This is a genomic window from Hyphomicrobiales bacterium (assembly GCA_017642935.1).
Classification (GTDB): Bacteria; Pseudomonadota; Alphaproteobacteria; order Rhizobiales; family MH13; genus MH13.
This window is the reverse complement of record JAEPOK010000001.1, coordinates 31,951-54,139: the sequence shown is the minus strand read 5'-3', so window position 1 is coordinate 54,139 and position 22,189 is coordinate 31,951. Positions and strand designations below refer to the sequence as shown.

General features: G+C 58.9%; 20 protein-coding genes. 11 read left to right on the top strand and 9 right to left on the bottom strand.

From position 1 onward, the window contains the following. Positions 1 to 59: 59 nt before the first annotated feature. A complete protein-coding gene (locus JJ917_00230; GenBank protein ID MBO6697231.1) occupies positions 60 to 1,151 on the top strand; it encodes a hypothetical protein in 1,092 nt (363 codons plus the stop codon). A gap of 65 nt (positions 1,152 to 1,216) precedes the next feature. Here the strand turns inward: JJ917_00230 and JJ917_00225 are convergent, their stop codons facing one another. After that, positions 1,217 to 1,999 (bottom strand): hypothetical protein, encoded by a 783-nt coding sequence (locus tag JJ917_00225; GenBank protein MBO6697230.1) that lies wholly within the window; start codon positions 1,997 to 1,999, stop codon positions 1,217 to 1,219. Between the two features lie 82 nt (positions 2,000 to 2,081). Between JJ917_00225 and JJ917_00220 the strand changes: the two genes are divergently transcribed. After that, on the top strand, positions 2,082 to 3,452 hold the full coding sequence (locus tag JJ917_00220) for a cytochrome P450 (protein MBO6697229.1): 1,371 nt from the start codon (positions 2,082 to 2,084) through the stop codon (positions 3,450 to 3,452). Positions 3,453 to 3,534: 82 nt separating this feature from the next. Here JJ917_00220 and JJ917_00215 read toward each other — a convergent pair whose 3' ends face one another. Both JJ917_00215 and JJ917_00210 read right to left on the bottom strand, forming a co-directional pair. Further along, positions 3,535 to 4,575, bottom strand: coding sequence for a cysteine synthase A (locus JJ917_00215; GenBank protein MBO6697228.1), 1,041 nt, complete (start codon positions 4,573 to 4,575; stop codon positions 3,535 to 3,537). 136 nt (positions 4,576 to 4,711) lie between these two features. Next, on the bottom strand, positions 4,712 to 5,941 hold the full coding sequence (locus tag JJ917_00210; GenBank protein MBO6697227.1) for a DUF1479 domain-containing protein: 1,230 nt from the start codon (positions 5,939 to 5,941) through the stop codon (positions 4,712 to 4,714). A 185-nt stretch (positions 5,942 to 6,126) separates the two neighbouring features. On the opposite strand from JJ917_00210, the gene nagB reads away from it, so the two are divergent. Both nagB and nagA read left to right on the top strand, forming a co-directional pair. Next, positions 6,127 to 6,909 carry a glucosamine-6-phosphate deaminase gene (gene nagB / locus JJ917_00205; protein MBO6697226.1) on the top strand — a complete coding sequence of 261 codons (783 nt, stop codon included), beginning with the start codon at positions 6,127 to 6,129 and terminating at the stop codon, positions 6,907 to 6,909. After that, the gene (nagA, locus tag JJ917_00200; GenBank protein MBO6697225.1) at positions 6,902 to 8,068 is read left to right on the top strand and encodes an N-acetylglucosamine-6-phosphate deacetylase; all 1,167 of its coding nucleotides are present in this window, start codon (positions 6,902 to 6,904) and stop codon (positions 8,066 to 8,068) included. Before nagB ends, nagA begins: the two co-directional genes overlap by 8 nt. On the opposite strand, the gene JJ917_00195 is transcribed toward nagA, so the two are convergent. The 4 genes from JJ917_00195 to JJ917_00180 are packed head-to-tail and all read right to left on the bottom strand — an operon-like array spanning position 8,065 to position 12,274. After that, on the bottom strand, positions 8,065 to 8,757 hold the full coding sequence (locus JJ917_00195; GenBank protein MBO6697224.1) for a fumarylacetoacetate hydrolase family protein: 693 nt from the start codon (positions 8,755 to 8,757) through the stop codon (positions 8,065 to 8,067). The two genes, nagA and JJ917_00195, sit on opposite strands and share 4 nt — an antisense overlap. Before the next feature lie 55 nt (positions 8,758 to 8,812). Beyond that, entirely contained in the window at positions 8,813 to 9,493 is a 681-nt protein-coding gene (locus JJ917_00190; protein MBO6697223.1) for a biliverdin-producing heme oxygenase, read from the bottom strand. Further along, complete coding sequence (locus JJ917_00185) at positions 9,483 to 9,947, bottom strand: response regulator (GenBank protein MBO6697222.1); 465 nt, start codon at positions 9,945 to 9,947, stop codon at positions 9,483 to 9,485. The genes JJ917_00190 and JJ917_00185 overlap by 11 nt, the downstream gene beginning before the upstream one ends. After that, the gene (locus tag JJ917_00180) at positions 9,944 to 12,274 is read right to left on the bottom strand and encodes a GAF domain-containing protein (protein MBO6697221.1); all 2,331 of its coding nucleotides are present in this window, start codon (positions 12,272 to 12,274) and stop codon (positions 9,944 to 9,946) included. Before JJ917_00180 ends, JJ917_00185 begins: the two co-directional genes overlap by 4 nt. A 182-nt stretch (positions 12,275 to 12,456) precedes the next feature. Here JJ917_00180 and JJ917_00175 point away from each other — a divergent pair, with 182 nt between their 5' ends. Beyond that, a complete protein-coding gene (locus JJ917_00175) occupies positions 12,457 to 12,858 on the top strand; it encodes a response regulator (GenBank protein ID MBO6697220.1) in 402 nt (133 codons plus the stop codon). 21 nt (positions 12,859 to 12,879) lie between these two features. Here the strand turns inward: JJ917_00175 and JJ917_00170 are convergent, their stop codons facing one another. Then, complete coding sequence (locus JJ917_00170) at positions 12,880 to 13,512, bottom strand: TetR/AcrR family transcriptional regulator (GenBank protein MBO6697219.1); 633 nt, start codon at positions 13,510 to 13,512, stop codon at positions 12,880 to 12,882. A gap of 86 nt (positions 13,513 to 13,598) precedes the next feature. Here JJ917_00170 and JJ917_00165 point away from each other — a divergent pair, with 86 nt between their 5' ends. Genes JJ917_00165 through JJ917_00155 form a run of 3 tightly spaced genes read left to right on the top strand, consistent with a single transcriptional unit; the run spans position 13,599 to position 18,288 of the window. Beyond that, complete coding sequence (locus tag JJ917_00165) at positions 13,599 to 14,777, top strand: efflux RND transporter periplasmic adaptor subunit (GenBank protein ID MBO6697218.1); 1,179 nt, start codon at positions 13,599 to 13,601, stop codon at positions 14,775 to 14,777. Further along, positions 14,777 to 17,941, top strand: a complete 3,165-nt coding sequence (locus tag JJ917_00160) for an efflux RND transporter permease subunit (protein ID MBO6697217.1) — start codon at positions 14,777 to 14,779, stop codon at positions 17,939 to 17,941. The genes JJ917_00165 and JJ917_00160 overlap by 1 nt, the downstream gene beginning before the upstream one ends. Then, the gene (locus JJ917_00155) at positions 17,938 to 18,288 is read left to right on the top strand and encodes a hypothetical protein (protein MBO6697216.1); all 351 of its coding nucleotides are present in this window, start codon (positions 17,938 to 17,940) and stop codon (positions 18,286 to 18,288) included. The genes JJ917_00160 and JJ917_00155 overlap by 4 nt, the downstream gene beginning before the upstream one ends. Before the next feature lie 9 nt (positions 18,289 to 18,297). On the opposite strand, the gene JJ917_00150 is transcribed toward JJ917_00155, so the two are convergent. Continuing rightward, positions 18,298 to 19,302, bottom strand: a complete 1,005-nt coding sequence (locus JJ917_00150; GenBank protein MBO6697215.1) for a LacI family DNA-binding transcriptional regulator — start codon at positions 19,300 to 19,302, stop codon at positions 18,298 to 18,300. A gap of 198 nt (positions 19,303 to 19,500) precedes the next feature. On the opposite strand from JJ917_00150, the gene JJ917_00145 reads away from it, so the two are divergent. From JJ917_00145 to JJ917_00135, 3 genes are read left to right on the top strand one after another with little or no spacing between them, the layout of a single operon-like run. After that, positions 19,501 to 20,619 (top strand): fatty acid desaturase family protein, encoded by a 1,119-nt coding sequence (locus tag JJ917_00145; GenBank protein MBO6697214.1) that lies wholly within the window; start codon positions 19,501 to 19,503, stop codon positions 20,617 to 20,619. 1 nt (position 20,620) lies between these two features. After that, positions 20,621 to 21,418: a 3-methyl-2-oxobutanoate hydroxymethyltransferase gene (locus tag JJ917_00140; protein MBO6697213.1), complete on the top strand. Its 798-nt coding sequence runs from the start codon at positions 20,621 to 20,623 to the stop codon at positions 21,416 to 21,418. Further along, entirely contained in the window at positions 21,415 to 22,173 is a 759-nt protein-coding gene (locus tag JJ917_00135; protein ID MBO6697212.1) for an SDR family oxidoreductase, read from the top strand. The genes JJ917_00140 and JJ917_00135 overlap by 4 nt, the downstream gene beginning before the upstream one ends. Positions 22,174 to 22,189: the final 16 nt, after the last annotated feature.

Here is a 22,189-nt window from a genome sequence, read left to right as displayed (position 1 = left end):
CAGATCCTGATGTGGTCGCGTTAGTGAGTTAATTAATAGCAGCTAGAAAGGTCGACCTTGTGAGGGGTGATTTACACCCAAATCCGCATATTAAAGCACTCGAAGCTGAACCTGTAGATATCCAGATCAGCAAGATTGATGAGCTTGGCATAGCCGGGTGCCTATATCCGACGACGTCGGTATTGAGGGATAAGGGCATCGGTAAGGACGAGCCTGCCCCGTTCACCCGTGCGCTCAAAGAGGGCGAGCCCCAACTAAGTTACCGATGTTTCGATCTTCGTGCGCTCGAGTGGTATTATAATGATCCCAGGTTCGACTTTGACGTTGACGATATCCACGGGCGGATACTCAAAAAACCAAACCAAGCCGGGGAAGTGGTTCTCGACCGGTTGGAGTTTTTTGAATTTGGATTTGCTTACAATGAACAGCTTGATCGAGTTTTTGCAGCATTTCTTCGATACTTGAATGACCTACCAACCGATCAACAAATTGCAATGAAACAGCACGAGCTGGCTGGTGAATACAATCTACATCCGGATTTCTACAGGACACAGATTTTGGGCCAATGGCCTGAACGCATCTCCATATACGATGCGTTTCTTGAAGAAAGATACCATATCAATCAGATCTGTGAACTTATCGGCAAGCCGAATCTATTCTTGACCGTACTCCCAGAATCAAAGCGCCCTCGGGGGTTCGGCATACTTTTCAGACCAACAAATAGAGAGTTTAGAGCGTTTTCCTTATTGCTGGATCAGCTTCTTAGCGAAGATTTGAACAGCGATTTCTTTAAAGGCGACCTAGAGATGCATAGGTTGTTAACAGATGGCGAAGGAAATACCGTCCGACAAAGAAAAGGTACGATACAGCTACTGGAAGAGTGGATCGACAAGAATTTCGTTCCAGTTGAAGAAGAGCCTCTGAATGAAATGTATGCAGATTTTCGAGCGGTGCGCAAAGCCCGCCAAAAACCCGCACACAGGTTTGAAAACGATGATTATGATCAGAAGTATGTCACTGCCCAACGAGAACTCATAAAACGGGGATTCAGAGCCGTGAGAACTCTGCGAATGGTCCTGGAGAACCAGCCCTTCGCCACCTCATACAGTGTTCCGCACTATCTTAGAGAGGCGAAGGTTTGGGTCATGTGAAAGGTCCCAACTTAAAATCTGCAAGCCATTCCTGACTTTTGAATTTTATCCAACATGCTGATCCCCTACTCCGCCGCCTGCACGCTCTCCCGCCGCACCTTCCGCTTCGGATTTCTCACCCGATACCAGTGGTAGAAGATCAGCGACAAGCCGACGATCAGCGGGATTGACCAGAGCGTAGGGGTCAGCGCCGCCTCGGGCAGAAAGCGCACCGCGCCGAAGGCGAAGAAGGCCGTGTAGACCGAGATGCCGGTGCCGACGAGCGCCTTGATGTGCTCCATCAGCCAGTCCTTCACCCAAGGCTTAGGCTTGTAGAGGAACCACAGATTGGTGATCACTGTAGCGTAGCCGATGGTGGAGATGCCGATCATCAAGACCTGCCCATCCACCAGCCCGTGATAGGTGCAATTGATGGTGGCCACCAACAGCGCCGCTTGCAGAAAAAGGTTCAGCGGATCACGGATCGCTACGCGGTTGGTTTTATGCTTTACCGTCTGCCAGCCATACCAGGTGAGATTGATGGTCAGGATGGCGAGATAAATCATCAGCCAGCCGAAAATATCGCGGATCACGGTGACATCGCCGAAGTCCGGGTGGGTCAGCAAATGCGGGTGCGTGCCGGCCGGATCATAGAGCGTTGTCAGGCTGATCAGCGTCGCGAACACTCCGGTCACCAGCATGCTGACCGTAAAGATGCGTCCGGCGCGCACATGCCACCAGCCACCCTTTTTCCCGGCCACCGGAACCCAGAAAATCACCAGCCCGACCGCGCCAAAAACGATGTGCCCCCACACAAAGGCGTGGAAAACATCGATGCTCGGGATACCAAGGATCGTCAGCGCTTGCATGTCCACACTATGCGACAGTTGAGGGTGTCAAAGCCAGTGGAATTGTGGTGAATACAATAGGATTTTCGCGCACTTGGCCATAATGAACAGTCCGTACCTCCCGCCTCGCCCGGTCTCCCTGCCCGCCATTGTTTCGCTCATCCGCGTGCTGCGGCAGGGCGACGGCGATCTGCTCAGCCTGCTGCCCAACACGGCTTATCGCGATGCAATCGGCCCGCTCGGCTATTCGCGCCGATCCATTGTGATCGCCAACGATCCAGCGCTCATCCGCCAGGTGTTAAATGATGAAGATGAGATCTTTCCCAAAAGCGACCTGATGGTGAACGCCACGGAGGCGCTGATCGGGGACTCCATCTTCGTCTCCTCCGGCGACACCTGGCGGCGCCAGCGAGCGATGATCGATCCGGCTTTCACGGCCATGCGCATCAACCGCGCCTTTGGCTCAATGAGCGCAGGGGTGGATGAAGCCGAGCGCCACTTCGATGAATCTATCGCCCAAGGGCGCCCCTTGTCGCTCGACAAAGCCATGGGCCACATGGCCGCCGACATCATCTGCCGCACGGTGTTTTCCTCCTCGCTGAAATCGGACATTGCCCATCAGGTTTTTGATGATTTCGCGATCTTCGAGCGCTCCGTGGCGCAAGTCGAAGTGCTGCGACTGATCTTCGACAAGGCGTGGACCCATGTGCCGCAAAAGCCCGATGTTCTGGCGGCCTGCGCACGCATTCGGTCGCATCTCGGCACCTGGATCGACGAGCATTGCGCCGCCCCGGAAGGCATCTATGATGACATCGCTTCAGCGGTCATTGCGGCTCGCGATGCCGACACCGGCGAGGGCTTCACGCGTGAAGAACTGATCGACCAGCTCGGCGTTTTCTTTTTGGCCGGCCACGAAACCACGGCGAGTGCGCTCACCTGGGCGGTCTATCTTCTGGCCATGCACGCCCCAACCCGCGCGCGGATGCGCGCCGAAGTCGAAGCCGTGGCAGGCGATGACCTGATCACCATCGAGCACACCAAGAAGTTGACCTTCACGCGCAACATGTTCCGCGAAACGTTGCGGCTTTACCCGCCGATCACGTTCCTGCCGCGCGTGGCGCTGGAAAACACGCGGCTCGGCAAAAAGCGGATCAAGAAGGGTGCGCTGGTGATGATCGCGCCGTGGGTGGTGCATCGCCACCAAACTTATTGGAAGGACCCGGATGTCTTCGATCCGGATCGCTTTTCACCAGAGCGCGAGGCGGAGATGACGCCGGGCTGCTATATCCCGTTTGGACAGGGCCACCGACTGTGCTCCGGCGCGGCCTTCGCGACAATTGAAAGCACCTTATTCCTGGCGCGGCTGGTTCGCGGCTACGACATCGCCATCGAAAATCCCGATGTGCGACCTGTCGCGCGCATGACCACGCGTCCCAATCAGCAGATCATGGTGAGGATGCAGAAGCGTCACTGACTGTCATCCCGGCCTTGAGCCGGGATCGCCAACCGACCGATGACAATCCGATCCCGGATCGGCAGTGCCGTCCGGCATGACATCAAGATGTGGCCTCAAACACCTGCGGCACATCCCGCCCCTCGCCTTCCAACCACGACGGCACCGGCAGGCCCTTTTCGCGCAGGAACGATGGATTGAAGAGCTTGGATTGATAGCGCGTGCCATAGTCACAAAGGATCGTCACAATGGTCTTGCCAGGCCCAAGATCGCGGGCAAGGCGCATGGCACCGGCCACATTGATGCCGGACGACCCGCCGAGCACCAGCCCCTCATGTGCCAGCAAGTCGAACACAATCGGCAGTGCCTCGTCATCGGGGATGGAGTAGGAACGGTCGGGCTTGAAGCCTTTCAGATTGGCCGTCTCGCGGCCCTGGCCAATGCCTTCAGTGATCGAGTTGCCCTTGGCCTTAAATTCGCCAGTTGTGTAGAAGGAATGGATTGCCGAGCCACCGGGGTCGGCCAAGGCGATGGTCACGCCCTTCGGCTGTAACGCCATGCCCACACCGGCCAGCGTACCGCCGGTGCCAACCGCCGACACGAAGCCATCCACCTTACCGTCGGTCTGATCCCAAATTTCCGGACCGGTCATCTCGATATGGGCTTGTCGATTGGCGACATTATCGAACTGGTTGGCCCATATGGCACCATTGGGCTCGCTCTTCGCCATTTCCTCGGCCAGGCGGGCCGAGTATTTCACATAATTGTTGGGGTTCTTGTAGGGAACCGCCGGCACCTCAACCAACTGCGCACCGGCGAGACGCAACATGTCCTTCTTCTCTTGGCTTTGAGTTTCGGGGATAACGATCACGCTTTTGAAGCCGAGCGAGGCGCCCACCAGAGCCAGCCCAATGCCCGTGTTGCCTGCGGTGCCTTCGACGATCGTGCCACCTGGTTTCAGCGCACCACGGCCCACTGCATCACGGATGATGTAGAGCGCCGCACGATCCTTCACCGATTGGCCGGGGTTGAGAAATTCTGCCTTACCCAAAATCTCGCAGCCTGTTGCCTCGGAGGGTCCGCGCAGACGGATCAACGGCGTGTTGCCGATCATGGAAGCGAGATCAGAATGGATGGCAGACATAGCGGGGTTCCTTAAAGACAGGCGCCCGTGATAGGCCCCGCCACCGCAAAGCTCAAGACGCAGCAGGTCGCTTGGCCGCCGGCTAGCGCAACCTCATTTTACTTTCTGAGCAAAATAAAAACTGAAATTGCGGCGCTTAGAGCCCCATCTGCGCACGGCCGAGGTCGGTGAGATCGTCCAACGTGGCTCGACCTTTGAAATCGACCTCATAGTTCTCGGCGGCAAAATCCGGGGCGCTTTCACCAGCCAAAAACTTTTCTGCCTGCTTACGAGCGTAGGTTTCGTTCTTGGAGCATTTGGGCGATGCGGCGATGTAGATGACGTTTGCATAATCCTTGCCGTGATGCTCATCGCCCACCGCGTGCACGACATCAGGGTGCCACCAAACGGTGTCGCCTGGTTCGACGAGGGGGATCGAAACAAGTCCGTTCAGCATGTCCTGATGCCAATCAGGACTGCACGATAGCGCACGACCAGGCTGAGCGCCGCACAGATCATCCTCAGCCACATCATCCTGGAGCGCCCGCAAAAGCATATAGGCGATGCCTCTGGCCGACGGGATCACCCGCAACGTGCCGTCCTCGGGGCCTTGTGGCGTCAAACAGGTCCAGCCCTGGAACGTGCGAAACATCGAACAGACGGCAGGCGAGGCATATTCGCGCGTTTGCGTGCGGAAGGTCGCTTTCCACGGATCATAGTCCTGCCAATGGCCCTCATAAATCGCGCCATAGATCCGCTGATAGGCCGGATCGAGCCAACGCTCATAAGAGCCTGAATCCATGTGCGGTGAAAGGCCAAGCGTGGTGTCGCCGGGCTCGCGGCGGCGTGTGCGGTCGGCATAGGCATAGTCCATATCGGGGTCGAACTCATCGCCCATGGGACCATCCACATCCCAGAGCCGGTTGAGAAAACTTTTGGTCGCCGCCATGCTTTCGGCCTGCCGCGCCATCACCTGCGGCTTGGACCAATAAAGGCCGTAAATCTGGGGCGCGCCGGCTTTCAGCTGGCTGAAATATTTATCCATCCCAGCTTTTTCTTTTTGCTTGGTCAGATAGTCGTTCTCGGCGATGTAGTCGCCAAGCTCAGCGTTCCAGCTCTCAGCCTGCGCACGCGGAAAAACGCCACGCACAATGGCCGTACCGGTGCGCCGGATGGCCTCAACGGTCTCAGCAGGAACACTGCCTGCTTCAACATCGGAATAGCGAACCTCGGGAATGTTCGGGCGGCCGTTGGCGTCGTTGGCAGCGATAGCGTCAACCTCGCGCAGCATGGCCTCCCGCACCGAGTCGAAGGCGGTTTTGACGTCCTGAAGCCCACGCAAATGCTGTTTGGTGTCGCGGATATACGAGGCAAGGTCAGCGCTCATAGAAAAGTCTCCCGGTTACCTGGCCGCTCTGTGGTCTGAAACCGGCGGCTTCTTTTTCGCTGCGGAGTTGAGCACCGCAATCGATTGCAATCAAGTCGAGAAGCTGCGTTGAGTGGCGTCGAGGTTTCAATCCAAATCGAACGGTCGATCCTGCGTCAGGCCGACAGACTGCAAAGACCCTCGCCATGAAAGTTCTCGTCCTTCCAACCGCTGATCAAGCCGCATCGCGCGCAGCCGGACTTGTTGCCGATGCCATAGCTGCCAAGGAAAGGCCGGTTCTCGGCCTCGCGACTGGCTCAACCATGGAACGCGTTTACGCCGACCTGATCGCCCGGCATCGCGCCGCCGATCTCTCCTTTGCGACGACCACGACCTTCAATCTGGATGAATATGTTGGCCTTTCGCCGGAGCATCCACAAAGCTATCGGCAAACCATGGAGCGGCTGCTTTTCTCCAAGGTAGACATCAACCGTAACGCTTGCCATTTGCCGCGCGGCGACGCCGATGACCCGCAAGCCGAGGCCGATCGCTATGATGCCGCGATTACTCTGGCAGGCGGCATCGATCTGCAGCTTCTTGGGATCGGGCACAATGGGCACATTGGGTTCAACGAGCCGACCTCCAGTCTTGGCGCACGAACGCGCATCAAGACGCTGACGCGCAGCACACGGCAAGCCAATGCTCGCTTTTTTGAAGGCCCGACTGACGTGCCACGCTACGCGATCACCATGGGCATTGCCACGATCCTCGATGCGCGCAAGGCCGTTCTGTTGGCAGTCGGCGCCAGCAAAGCGGAAGCCGTTGCGCGCATGATCGAAGGCCCGATCGGCGCCGACTGTCCGGCAACCGCGCTGCAGCTCCACCCTCAGGCGACAGTGATCGTGGATCAGGAGGCGGCGTCTAAACTACGGATGATCGACTATTATCAAGAAATCCACCCCGATGGCGCCGAGCCTGTCCTTGACTGACCTTGGTCATCCTATCGACACCATATTCGCGCGCACGCTGTTTGACGGCGTGGGTGACAGCCCTACCCACGATCAATTCATCAGTATCGCTGATGGCCATATTGCCGAGGTCCGTTCCAGAGCAACTGGCGAGGCCATTCCGGGCGGCGCCTTAAAGGTCAACATTGTCGCGCCAGGCTTCATCGACATGCAGATCAATGGCGCAGCCGATGCGCAGTTCAACGAAGACGCGGCTGTCGAAACCCTTGAAAGAATGGCAGCCGGCGCGCGCAACGGCGGCACCGCCCACATACTGCCGACCTTTATCACGGCGCCTGGCAGGGACTACGTTAAGGCCATCGATGCGACCAACCAGGCCATAGAGGCGCAGGTTCCCGGCGTGCTCGGTATCCACCTGGAGGGTCCATTTCTCTCTCCGGACCGACCCGGCATTCATCCGGCGCAATACATTCGCCCCCTGAACCGCGAAGATCTCCACCGCATTCAAAACGCGATGGGCACGGTCCTGGTGACGCTGGCGCCGGAATGCCAGGATCACGGCCTCATCCGTGAATTGGTCGAGAGCGGTGTCACAGTCTTCATCGGCCATTCCAACGCCCGCGCAGACGACATCGACAAAGCCATCCAGGTCGGCGTCAGCGGCGTCACTCATCTGTTCAACGCGCAATCACAGATCACCGCTCGCGATCACGGTGTCGTTGGCAGCGCGTTGATGCAACCGAGCCTCTTTACCGGGATCATCGCCGACGGACACCATGTCCACCCACAGAACCTCGCCATGGCTGCGAAATGGATGCCTGACAGGCTTTGCCTGGTCACCGATGCGATGAAGACGCTTGCCGGCACGACAACAAGCTTCGACCTCTATGGCACGCCGATCACGCTGCACGATGGCCGCCTGACAGGCCCGGACGGCACGTTGGCGGGCGCGCACCTTTCGATGGATCAAGCCGTGCGCAACGCCATCGCCATGATGCAGGTTTCCCTGGCGCAGGCGATAAAGATGGCAAGTCGCAACCCTGCCCGCGCGCTTGGCCTGTCCGATGCGTTGGGCGCGGTCAAACCCGGTTTACGTGCCAGTCTGACGATGATGGATTCCAAGCTTCACGCCGCCGGCGTAATTGTCGATGGCAGGGCGTTCATCAACGCCCAGAGTTAGATCACATCAACGGCTAGCGCACCGATGCCCTCTATACTGGCCTCGATCCGGTCACCGCGCTCCACCGGGCCAACCCCGGACGGCGTGCCGGTCATGACCATGTCGCCAGGTTGAAGCGTGAAATAGCGCGAAAGGACGGCGATGATCTCAGGCACCTTCCAGATCATCTGATTGAGATCGCCCGTTTGACGCCGCTCTCCATTCACATCAAGCCTCATCGCGCCTGCCGAAGGATGCCCGCACACCGCGACAGGCACCAAAGGGCCGCACGGCGCCGCGTTCTCAAACGCTTTTCCCACCTCCCATGGCCGCCCCATAGATTTGGCCTCGCCCTGAAGGTCGCGGCGGGTCATGTCAAGGCCGAGGCCATAGCCGAAGACATGGTCGAGCGCAGATTCAACCAGGATATCATCGCCGCCTTGGCTGAGAGCAACAACCATCTCCAGCTCATGATGCACGTCGGCGGTCATGGTCGGATAGGCAAAGCGCCCATCTGTGATGAGATTGCTCGGGCTTTTCAGAAAGAAGAAGGGCGGCTCCTTGTCGGGATCATGGCCCATTTCGACCGCGTGAGCAGCGTAGTTGCGGCCGATACAGAACACGCGATTGACCGGAAACAGCGACGCCGTGCCAAGCACAGGCAAAGCGGCTTGTACCGGCGCAGGAATGACATAAGCCAAAGGATACAATCCGGGTTTGGTTCTTGTTGCGCGGCGGCACTATCGCGGCGCCGCGGAAGACGACCTATCCCAGTGAGACCGCTGCCGCCAGTGCCGGCACCTGCTGACGATCCAGGGCTTGGTCGGAAAAGCGATCTACCGTAGGGACCGAACGTTGGTCCAACAGGCCCGCTAAACCGCGAAATGTCGTAAGTGCGCCGTGTACCACTGCGTTTGCTTCTGCCGACAAGGGCGCAATGTCTTCCAAACGTGAGAGCAACAACCGCCACGCGCCAAGACTGTCCTGACAGGGCGCGAAATAGGTCGAGCGCACGTCCGGCAAGGCCTTTGCAAGTTCTTGGCCAAGAACCCGCCCGCCGAACTGCGCGCCCAACATGACGTAGAGCGCGCCGAGGCAACGTGCCCCTGATGTCGGCAAGGTATGGAGGTGGACAGGGGGCGGTGAGACCGAAAAACACTCACGCATCGCCGTCCGGTCGCTCGCCAACGCACGTGTTGGTGCCACCAGATCGACCGGGGCGCACCAACCGAACTTGGCGCGTTGCGCCTCGATCGTGGCGTAAAACGTCCAATAGTCTGTGATCAGGGTCGCCAGACCCATTTCGGTGATGCGGCCTGAGGCAAGAGGCAGCAGGCGCGGATGATGATGCAGCGCCTCGTGCAACACCCGCGTCTCATCGGCTAAACGCGCCCGCAGTCCCTTGGTCCGCTGTTGTATGCTCGTTGGCGACCGGTTAGTCGTCATCAGGTGCCCATCTTAGATCTTCGGCCGATAGCGGTTTTCGAACGAACCCTTGAATGAAGGTGCTCTCCGACGCCTTTTGTAGATCGTTAGAATTGCTTGCCGCCGACATCATGTAAACGGTCGGCCGCTCGCGTTGCCATCGTGGCAGTTTGATCATGCCGTCAACCGTGTCGAAACCGTCCATCTGCGGCATGCGCACATCCATCAGCACCAGGTCGCAGCCGACACCTTTTTTGTAGCCATCGATCGCCTCTTGGCCAGACGAAAACTGGTGGACGTGAACAAAGCCATGGCGTTTCAATAGCATGCTGGTGAAGAACAGGTCCGCCTCATTGTCATCAACAATCATGACATGGCGCACCGGTTCATCGAGATGGCCATATTGGCCTGCGCCTCTTGATTCAGATGGCGGACTTTTGGCCGCCGCCTGCACCCAATGCGCACCAACGCTCAATCGAAGGTCGTCTGACCCCAAGCCGCCTTGCGAAAGTCGATGGTGAACCTCGCGCCGTCGGTATAGTCCGGGTCGAGAAGAATGCTCGTTTTGTGAAGTTCGGCAATTCGTTTGCATGTCGCTAATCCTAAGCCGCTTCCAGGAATGTCATCCGCCCGATGCAAGCGATCGAACGGTTGGAAAATGCGCGCCGCGAACTCCGGCTTTATGCCTATGCCATTGTCTTCTATCGATAAATGCACATACCGCCCTTGATCAGAACTGCGCACCTTGACCTTGGGCGGCCGGTCCGGTGCTCGGTATTTCATTGCGTTGGAGAAGATATTCAAGAACAGGATCGTCAACAAATCGCGGCTGCCCGCGATGGTCGGCAAATCCTGGCAGTCGAACGTTGCACCATGTTCGCCGACCGCGTGGTCCAACATTTTCAATGCATCGGCAACCACGTCATCGAGCTCAACTGGCTCCGGCTCGATTTCCCGCCGGCCAAGGGCCACGAAGTTAGCCATCTGATCGGCAAGATTGCGCAACCGATCCGACGAGCGCATCGCATAATCAAGAGACTTTTTGACCACCGGATCGCTGCTGGATTCTTCAACGGTTCGCAGAAGGTCCAGCGCGCTGGTGATCGTGTTGATTGGGTTTTGAATGTCATGCGCAGCCGCATAGGCGAACTGCGCCAGCTCCTCGCGCGTCTCTTCCTGTGAGAGCGTCAGTTCTTCGGTCATTCGGCGCAGATTTTGCGCTTGCGTCGCAATGATATCGAGCACGTCTTTGAAGATTTCGCGCGCAGCGTTGATTTCCGCATCGGACCATTCACGGCTCTCGTCACGGTGCTCTTCAACCCATTGATCGAACGAATTGCGGGGCTGCAAGATGTGCGTACCGTCAGCGCGTGGCGCTACTTTTTTCGCATTCGGGTCGCCGGCCCAGCGCACCGTTGTGGTGATAGGCGACCGGAACCAGACCAATTGGCAGACCCGATGGATAATCACAGGTTGTACGAGCACACCGCACGCCGTTTCCATGTGCTCTTTGGCTGCCGGCCAGTCTCGGTGCAATGCTTTGGATCGAAAGTAATCATCCGTTGAATCGCGCGCGCCCACCCACTTGATCAGTCTTCGAATAAACGGCAAAGGCGGTGTGTTACCGACGCTATAGATCTTGCCGTCAAATTGAAAAGCAAAGCCGTCCGCATCAAGAAAACGCTGCAAGGTTGGCGCGTAATCGGCTAAAACGTCTTCGATCTGACCTTTCTCGCGCAGCTGGACGGCGACATTGGCTTCCAGATCACGCATCTCTTTGATTTTGGCGGTCGTCTCGGCCTCGCGGTGCTGGTTCAGCTTCGCCATCAGCGCTTCGGCAATGTCGCGCACCAGCCCCCATACATCAAAGGAAACCGGGCTTCGATCGAGACTGTGGCAGGACACCAACCCCCATAACGTGCCCTGATCCATCAGGGAGCAACTAAAGGCTGATCCAACACCCATGTTGCGAAGATAGGCAGTGTGCATAGTCGACACCGACCGCGTCAGACACCACGTCATGTCGAGCGAGTCGCCGACTTTCCCAAGGTTGGTGACGATTGGCGAAATGTCGTCATCGACTGACAGGCTGGGTCGAAATGGCAAGATCGAGTAAAGGTGCCGCGCCTGTTTGGGAATGTCCGTCGCTGGAAAGTGCAGGCCGCGATAGCTAGGTAAGGCCTCATCGCGCGATTCCGCAGAGACCTCGCCTGAGGCGTCCGGCAGAAACTTGTAGATTTTCACACGTCCGTAGCCGGTCAGCTCGCGTATGGCATCAGTCGCCAATTGCTCCGCATCGGCAAAATTGCGCGCCGACATGATCGCACCTGTGGCCCGCTGGGCGCCCCTGAGCTTCGACTTCAGCTCACGCGGCGTGATATCGACGCTAGGCAGAAGCTCAACGAATGCAGCTTCGTCGGTGCGACAAAGAATGGCGTCATAATCAGCAAGTCCATCGTCTGCGCCGGGCCGGGAGACCAGATCGCTAAGCGCGATATGTTGGTGACGATTGGCCTCGTCATCCGCCAATGCGATCAACTCATCTGCAACCTCCGGCAGGACCTCGCCTATGGCTCGACCGGAAAAATCGCCGCTCGCATCGGATGCGCCATCGTGCGGCAGAAAGCCACGTTCGGTGGCGTTCTGGCTCCAGTGCGTGATGCGCTTGCTTGACGGATCAAAGGCAAAAAAGACGCCAACGCCTTGTATGGCGCCGGATCGGTGAATTGCTTCCAAGTCGCAGTTGTTCAGCGTGACCGGTTCGATTTCATCGAAGAACCGCTGCAATGAATTGACCTGCATGCTTGGATCCCCGTCCATTCATCAGTTTATGCTTAGTTAATTGGCGTATTCTTCTTAAAGAGCAATCCGTTCGCAAAGTTTTTTTTACATCTTGAGGTTGATTTTCCTCTGTTTGGCGCAATTTGCAGAAATGGCTATAAATTACTGCCGCAACGGCGTCCTCGGGGGAAGACATGCAGGCTATGGATCACCAACACAGCGTGGTCGTTCTGGACGATTGTGAGATCGACCAGTTTTTTGCCCGGCGAGCGATCGATGAAACGTCTTGGTTCGATGAGATCGAGCAATTTGTCGATCCGCGAGAAGCGCTGGCATTCTTCGTATCCAAACGCCTCAACGGATCAGAGGAGTCGATCGATCTTCTGCTCCTTGATTTTCGGATGCCTCACATGAATGGCGTCCAGTTTTTGGAACAGATCAAGTCTTGCAAACTCGGACAATTGATCAAGAGCGTCGCCGTGATGATGACGGTTCCGCTTCTTCGGTGCGATGCGGACGCCTTTAAGAAGCTGCATCCTGATGTGAGTTTCGTCGCCAAGCCGCTGGCACGGGACGCCATTGGTTCGGCCATCGGCGCTCACTGAACGCTGATTTGACGGCTTGGCCTAGCTGCCAAGAACGCGCCGCGATAACTCCGCCAGCAACTCATCCTCCGAGGCCGCCATTTTGCTTGCATCCACCTTGCCGTCGATCTGCAAGAACGAATGGCCATGGACAAACGACCAAAGCAAGTAGGACCGGCGCTGGACGTCGGTTTCGCTCGTTCCCTCCGGCAGCGCAGCCGCAACCTCTTGCAATAGAATGCCATACGTCTCCAGTCCCGTGCACATGATTTCTGGATCAGCCGCATGGGTTTCGGTCAGCCCAAACATCAGGCGAAAAACACCAGGCTCGGCGCGCGCAAAGTCGACATAGGCTTTGCCGATCGCATCGATCTTGCCGAATTTGGTCGCTGACGCGCCTTGAGCAGCATCTCTCATCGCCGCGCCCAGGCGGTGCATCCCCTCCAATGCAACGGCGCGAACGATCTCCATCTTGTCGGAAAAGTGCTTGTACGGCGCGGCGCTGCTAACGCCGGCAATGCGTGCAGCCTGCGAAATTGAGAACCCGTCAACGCCCTTCTCTTCGACCAATTGGCGAACAGTTTCAATGAGATGCGCCCGCAAATCTCCGTGATGATACGGTTCACGCTTGTCGGTCGCCTGGCTCTTTACGGACACTTTTTTCAACTTTCTCACGCAACAGGGCTTGTCAAAGTAAGTGACTATTACATATCTGGTCAGCGTTGAAGTAAGCACCACTTACTCAAAAGGCAAGATATCCCATGCGCCAGACCACACCCAAATCGCCGCTCGGCTCACGCATTGTCAAACGCTTCCTTACGCTAACCGGCACCAGCGCCGTCATTCTGCTGGCCGGAGGATTGGTTTTTGGTGGCGTAACGCTTCTCTCACAGCGCGCCGATGCCGTTCTTGGCCCCGAACCGGCGCCCTTGACGGTTGTCAGCGCGATGACCCTGTCGCCGCAACTAGGATTGACGGTCACACGCCGTTTCCAAGGCCAGGTCGAACCGGCACAAACCGTCAATCTCGCTTTCCAACAAGCTGGCGAGATCGAACGCCTCACGGTCGATGAGGGCGACAGCGTCCGTGCCGGCGATGTGATCGCGCAGCTCGATACGCAAATCCTAGATGCGGAGCGAACGCGGCTTGAAGCCTCGCGGCGCGCGGTGGAAGCCCAGTTGGAACTGGCCGAGCTCACGACCCAGCGGCAGAGCGAACTGCGCGACCGCGGATTTGCCTCCGAACAGGCCTTGGATACCGCGCGGTTGACGCTCGCCGATCTGGAAGCCCGCATCGCCGAGATCGACGCCGGCCTCACGCGCATCGACGTTCAGTTGGCGCAAACCCGGCTCATCGCACCGTTCGATGGCACCATCGCCACCCGGTTGGCCGATGAAGGAACCGTAGCTTCAGTCGGGCAACCGATCGTGGAGGTGTTGCAGTCGAGCGCGCCGCTGTTTCGCGTTGGCATCGACCCCAGCCTTGCCAATGATCAAGACGCTTTGGCGCGAGTCATCATCACGATCAATGGGCTCGACTATGACGCGAGCTTTGATGGATTTCGCCCAGATCTCGATCCGCAAACACGAACACGCACGGCACTCTTCCGGCTTGAGACCGAAGATGCCGTGTATCTCGAAGCAGGCACGCTGACGCTCCGGCCAACGCTTGATCAACGTGGCTATCTGGTGCCGCTCAATGCCCTGCAGGATGGCGTACGGGGGCTCTGGACCGTACTTACACTTCAGTCTGGTGAGGGCTCAGAGACGTTCATAGTTGGGCGCGAAGCCGTTGAAATTCTTCACATTGAAGGCGATCAGGCCTTCGTCCGCGGCACATTCGAAGGTGACATATCGATCATCGGCGATGGCACGCACCGGGTGGTGCCCGGCGCTCAAGTCCGCTTGGCTGAGCCCCTCGACGAGCGAGGAGAGGGCTGATGGAAAGCCTCACCTTTCGCCAACCACGCCTCATCGCGCTAGCGCTGCTTGTCGTGATCGCCGCTGGCCTGTCCTCGCTCCTGGCAATCGGTCGGCAAGAAGACCCGACGATCACCAACCTCTTTGCCACGGTTACAACCATCTTCCCCGGCGCTGATCCGGCGCGGGTTGAAGCCCTGGTGACTTCGGAAATCGAAGATGTTTTGCGCGAGGTGGCTGAAGTCGATGTCATCAGTTCGGCCTCGTCGACTGGAATCTCTATTGTCTCGGTTGAGCTTGGCGTTACCGTCCCGGACGACCGCATCGAAGAGGTTTGGGCGGAAATCCGCGATGATCTTGCCGAACTCTCGCCGACCCTACCCGCCGACGCACTGGAACCGGAGTTCGAGACCGGCGGCGGCAGCGCCTATGCCGCGATCATCGCGATCAGCACAGAGCAGACTGGCACCTCGCCCACCATCGCCGCACGCTACGCCCGCGATCTGGCACAAGAGCTGCGCAATATCCCCGGCGCCGACGCTGTCGAACTCTTCGGCCTACCGGAGGATGAAGTGCTCGTCCGACTTGATCCGGTGGCAACGGCAGCCCTCGGACTATCAGCGAGCGATGTGTCGCAGGCCATCGCCCAAGCCGACTCCAAGGGCCAAGCTGGCCGGGTACGCGGCATAACCAGCGACTTCCTGATCAATGTCGATGGCGAGATTGAGGCCCTGGATCGCCTTAGCCAAATCGTGGTCCGGCAAGGTAATGACGGCAGCGTAGCTTATCTTGATCAGATCGCGGACATCACCCGCGGCCCGCGCCTGCCGGTGGCCGAAAGCGCGCTCTACAACGGCAACCCAGCGATCTTACTCGGCGCGACGTTGGAAGACGGGCTTCAGGTTGATGTCTGGGCGGGCTTTGTTCGTGACACCGTTGAGGCCTATCGCCCAACCATTCCTGGTGGCCTCGCCCTCGATCTCACCTTCGATCAAAGCAAGTATACGTCCGATCGGCTGATGGAAGTCGGCACCAACATGGCCATCGGTGTCGCACTGGTCGTCGGCGTCCTGCTGCTCACGCTCGGTCTGCGCTCGGCGATGATCGTGGCGCTCATCCTGCCCATCGTGACGCTGGCCACACTGGCAACGATGAATTTCATCGGCCTGGCGATCCATCAGATGTCAGTAACTGGCCTCATCGTGGCGCTTGGCCTGTTGGTCGATGCCGGGATTGTGATGACCGACGAGGTTGGCCAGCGGCTCGCCAAAGGCATGGAACGTGTGGAGGCGGTGCGACGGTCGGTCAGACGGCTGTTCGCACCGCTATTGGCGTCCACTGTAACCACCGCCCTCTCCTTTACGCCGCTCATCTTGCTGCCGGGCCCGGCCGGCGATTTTGTCGGCTCCATCGCCATCGCCGTGGTGATCATGCTCTGCTGGTCGTTTGTTGTTGCGGTGACGCTAACGCCCGCCGTTGCCGGGCATCTGCTGCCGGGGGACGGCAAACGTGGCGGAATGCGCGGTGGGTTCGTGAGCGCGGCGTTCAAAGCATCGCTCGGCTGGGCCGTCGCCAATCCGGTCCGCTCGGTGGCCCTATCCTTGGTGCTGCCGATCATGGGCTTTTTGAGCCTGCCCACGTTGACCGCGCAGTTCTTTCCGGGTGTCGACCGCGACCAGTTCTACATTGAAATCGACCTGCCCCCTGGCAGTGCGATCACTGCGACGCAAGAAACGATCACGCGGATCGATGAGCGCTTGCGAACCGACGAGCGGATCGACCAAGTAATGTGGGTTGTCGGTCGCTCGGCGCCCGCCTTCTATTACAACATCGTTGGCGGCCGAGAGAACGCGCCGGGTCATGCGCATGCGCTCATCACGACGACGTCCGCCGACGCCACCGAAGCGCTGCTGCCAGAGCTTCAGCGCAACCTAGCCAGCATCGCGCCAGAAGCTGAAGTGTTGGTGCGCGGTCTCGTGCAGGGACCACCTGTCGCCGCCCCGGTCGAAATCCGCCTGATCGGTGACAATCTGCAGACGCTGCGCACCTTGGGCGATCAGGCACGGCAGATCATGGCGGGTGTCGACAGCGTTGTCGTCGCGCGTGGCACCATTGGTCCGGGCGCGCCGAAAGCGGTTATCAACGTTGACGAGGCGCAAGCCCGGCTGACTGGCCTCGATCTGGGCGGCATCGCTCGCCAACTGCAGGCAAGCCTAGAAGGCGTGACCGGCGGCTCCATGGTCGAGGGCGCCGAGGAGTTGCCGATCCGCGTGCGTCTTGGCGATGCCAGCCGCACCGACCTTCAGGCGATACGCGACCTCCCAATCCTCCTGCCCAATGCTGCCCAAAGATCAGCTGAGGGTCAGTGGCCGGCCATGCCACTCTCAGCCATCTCCACCATCCGCCTGGAGCCCGCCGCCAGCACGATCACCCGCCGCAATGGCGAACGCGCCAACACCGTGCAAGGGTTCGTTCTGCGGGGCGTTCTGCCTGAAGAAGCGCTGGTTGAAGTGCAGGCGGCGCTGGACGATGCGGGATTCGCATTGCCTCCAGGCTATCGCATGGAACTGGGCGGCGACAGCGATGCCCGTGCCAGCACACTAGGTGACTTGCTGGCCTCCTTGGGCCTCATCATCACGCTAACGATTGCCGCCATCGCGCTGACGTTCAACGCCTTCAGGCTAACCGCCATCGCTCTTGTTGTGTGTGGATTAAGTGCCGGTCTCAGCATGCTCGCCCTGGCCGTCTTCCAATACCCGTTCGGCATCAACGCCATCATCGGCGTGATCGGCTCAATTGGCGTGTCGGTGAACGCAGCCATCATCATTCTGACCGGTCTGCAGGCCAATGAGGGCGCGATGCGCGGCGACAAGGCGGCCATGGTTGACGTGCTGATGGGCTCCAGCCGCCACATCGTTTCCACCACCATCACGACTTTCGGCGGCTTCCTGCCCTTGATCCTAGCAGGCGGTGGCTTCTGGCCACCTTTTGCGATGTCGGTCGCGGGCGGCGTGCTGCTCTCAACCGTTGTGTCGTTTTACTTCACGCCGCCCATGTTCGTGCTCGCCTATGCGCGCAGATTCAGAAATCCGTCAGCGCAGGACAGCCAAACGGCAACAGACGGGCACGGCTCACCGGCCAACGATTTGGGTCTGCCCGCCAATGCTCGGGTTGCCGCCGAATGACCGAAAAAACCGACCAGGTCTATGTCTCGATAACCGGACTGACATTGAAGTCGCCCTTTCACGGAATCCGGTTTTCCTGGCAAGCGGCCCGTTCTTTCTCACAGGCGGCCGGCGCGCCCGGTAATCTGGCGACCGATGCGAGAATGGTCGATGGCGTGCATCACACGCTTACGGTCTGGACAACACGCGAAGCGATGCTCGACTACCTGCGATCGGGCCCGCATTTGGCGGCGATGAAAGCCTATCGCTCGATCGGCACGGGTAAGGTCCACGGCTATCACGCCAAGCAGGCGCCATCCTGGGAGGACGCCCTGGCCATCTGGAATCGCGAAGGCCGCGCTGTCTGACAGAAGCGCCTAGCTAGGCGGCAAGTTTTCGCGCAGGATCAGTTGCAGTTGCGGCGGCTCTACGCGGTACGCTTTGCGATCAATGGCGTGAGTTAGCACCTCAAAGGCTTGGCGAATTTGCGCCCGCGCATTTTGATCGATGACGGCATCAAGGGTACCGGAGAGCAGATAGGCTTTGTTCTCCGGCGTGACCTCATGCGCCACGAAAACCAAGCGCTCGCGCTGCGCATCCTCAACGGCGGCGGCAATCCCCACGGTAGCACCGCCGGCATTGTAAACGCCGACCAGATCACTATGCGTCTCCAACAGGTTTTGGGTCAGGCGAAAGGCCTTCTTGCGATCTTCAAAGCTCTCGCGCAGTTCCAGCACTTCGAGCGCCGGAAACTCTTCGGCCAAGACCTGGCGGAAACCCATCTCGCGTTCTTGGTGGCCACGATAGCCAATCGTGCCGGCAAAAAGCGCGACTTTGCCGGTCGGCGCCTCTCCCAAAAACCGCCCCAGCGCAAAACCAGCCAAGCGACCAGCCTGCCCATTGTCGATGCCGATGAAGGCCTTGCGCGGCGCATCGGGGATGTCGGACGCAAGTGTCACGACCGGCACCCCTGCGACGTCCAACGCGCGGATGGCTTCGCGGACTGATGGATGGTTAAGAGCGACAACGGCCACGGCGTCCGCAGTATCGGCCGCGCGCAACAATCCCTCGGCCAAGGCCTGCGCATCCAACCCGCCGCTGCGCACGATCGTCACATCAACCATTTGCTTGGACGCAGCCTGCTCCTGCGCCTGCCGCGCCAGTTCGCCGATATAGGCGTTGGTGCCCTGTGGCAGGTGTATCTCGATGCGCATAGCAGTGGCCGGCCCATCGTCAGGCGGCAGGTAACCGAGCTGTCGTGCCGCTGCCAGCACCAGAGCGCGCGTGCGCGCCGATACACCGGGCCGTGCGTTCATTACCCGATCGACAGTGGCCGTGGAGACCTTCGAGGCCTCGGCGATGTCGCTCAGCGTCGGGCGCAAAGTGTGATCTCACAATCCATCATGATGATGTAAAATGATGGTTTTGGGACGTCAATCGCTCAGCCATGCATGGAATAACCTCAAAATAGATCACCGTTGCATTGACGCAGGTTTCGACATGACGCCAATCTTGCGGCAACCGCAGCTCAGAACCATGGGCGCAACTTCATGCGGATCGAACCGGGAGGAAAGTCCAACATGGCCGTCACCGAGGCGCCAGGCTCAACGACCTTTGTCAAACGCGACTACTCGCTTACCGGCCCGGAGCGGGATCGGGCGATTGCGCGTGGGCTGGTTTCGGCAGAGTGGTATCACAGCGACATCCCGCGCGACGTCATGAAAGCGTTGATGGTGCGCAGCGATCAACCGGCCTCACGCGACACCGTCATCTGGATCGGCCTAATCGTCGCGACTGCCATTGGTGGCATTGCCACCTGGGGCACTTGGTGGGCCGTGCCCTTCTTCCTCGTCTATGGCGTGCTTTATGGCTCGGCCTGCGACTCTCGCTGGCATGAATGTGGCCACAACAGCGCGTTCAAAACGCCTTGGATGAACCGCTGGGTCTACATAATCGCGAGTTTCATGGTGATGCGTAATCCAGTGTCCTGGCGCTTCAGCCATATGCGCCACCATATCGACACCATAATTGTCGGCCGCGACCCGGAAATTGGGTTCATGCGGCCAACAAGCATGCTGCGCAAGGCGCTGATGTTCATCGGCATACCAGACGTCTTTCAGCATTTCGCGATCCTTTGGCGTAACGCGCTCGGCCAGTTCAGCCCCGATGAACGCGACTACCTACCTGAACAGCAACTGCCACGCGCTGTGTTCTGGGCGCGCATCTTTGTCAGCATCCATTTGGCGGCAGTCGCCCTCGCGCTGATTACCTGGTCACTCCTTCCGCTGATGATCATTGGCGGCCCGCGCATTTATGGCACCTGGCATATGGTGATGACCGGCTTGCTGCAGCATGGCGGCCTAGCTGAGGACGTGCTCGATCATCGGCTTAACTCACGCACCGTGCATATGAACCCGATCAGCCGCTGGCTTTACTGGAACATGAACTATCACGTGGAGCATCACATGTTTCCGATGGTGCCCTATCATGCGCTGCCGAAACTGCATGCCCTTATTAAAGACGATCTACCGCCCGCCAATCCCTCTATTGTCGATGGCTACCGCGAGATGATCGACTCGCTGAAACGCCAGCGCACCGAGCCAGACTATTTCATCCGCAAAGAACTCCCCCCGACTGCCAAACCCTACCGCGAGGAGCTGCACGACGAAGCCAGCATCCCGCAAATATCGGTGGCGTGATATGGCCCGCCAACGCCCCACCGTCGCCGATCTGCGTGCCGCCAAAGGCAAGCGGCAGATGGCGATGCTGCGCTATTTCTCGCTCGACGAAGCGGCCGCAGCTGAGGCCGCTGGGATCGACATTGCGTCGGTGCCGCCTGAGCTGGTGGCCCACCCACGCTATCGCGACGTCGCACCAACCGTGTTCTCGATGACCGGCAAAACCCATCTGGAGTATGGCAGCACCGACGACTATCTGCGCTTTTGCGGGCAGATGATGGAGACTGGCGCCGACGCCCTTTATTGTTCCGGCGCTATGCAAACCGTGGAGCGGCTGGCGAACGAGTTCATCCCGATCGTCGGCCATGTCGGTATCGTACCGGCGCGCGCAACCTGGACCGGTGGGTTCCGCGCCGTCGGTCGCGATGCCGACACAGCCATCCGTGTCTACGAAGAATGTAAGGCCTATCAACAGGCTGGTGCTATTGCCGTGGAAATCGAAGTGGTGCCGGACGAGGTCGCACGCGCGATCAGCGAACGCCTCGATATACTGCTCTGGTCCATGGGGTCAGGCGGCGGTTGCGACGCACAATATCTGTTTGCCGAAGACATTTTGGGCGAAGGCAAAACCCGCGTGCCGCGCCATGCAAAAATCTATCGGGATTTCGCGGCCGAATATGAGCGCCTGCAAAATGAGCGGGTGGCAGCCTTCAAAGAGTTTTCCGCCGACGTGGAATCCGGTGCGTTCCCAGAGACCAAGCACCTGGTCAGCATGAAGGACGGCGAATACGAGAAATTCCTCGACGGGATCGGCGGATGAACGTCGACCTGTCCGGCAAGATTATCATCGTCACCGGGGCAGCACGCGGCATCGGCGCAGCCATTGCCAGGCAAGCTGCAGCCAGTGGTGCGGAAGGTCTGGTGCTGGCAGATCGTGATCAAATCGATCTTGAGCTACCGACCGCCGTTAAGGTGGTTCAGGCCGATCTGATGGACCCAAAGGCTCCGACACTCATCACCGAGGCAGCGACTGATCATTTTGGCCGCATTGACGGCCTGGTGAATGCAGCGGGCGTCACAACGCGTGGCGACTTTCTCAGTGCCACTCCAGATCTTTGGGATCAGGTGATGGTCATCAATGTCCGCGCGGCGTTCTTCCTGATGGCCGGCGCCATCGCCGACATGAAGACTCGCAAGGCACCCGGCACGATCGTCAACATCCAGTCGATGAACGCGCATTGCGGCGCGCCGGACCTGGCCGTTTATGCGGCTTCGAAAGGCGCCCTGCAAACGCTCACCAAGAATGCCGCCAACGCCCATCTGGCGGATAAAATCCGAGTGAACGGCATCAATCTCGGCTGGGTCGATACCCAGACCGAGCGAGAATTGCACGAGGTCACGCTTGGTAAGGGCGAGGGATGGCTGGCGGCAGAGGGCGCAAAGCAGCCGCTTGGACGCTTCGTCAACGAAGAGGAAGCCGCGCGACTGGCCACTTACCTGCTCTCCGACGGCTCGATACCCATGACCGGCGTCTCGCTCGACCTGGAACAAACGGTCGTCGGGGCACCGAAGTGATAGGCGCTGTCGCTCA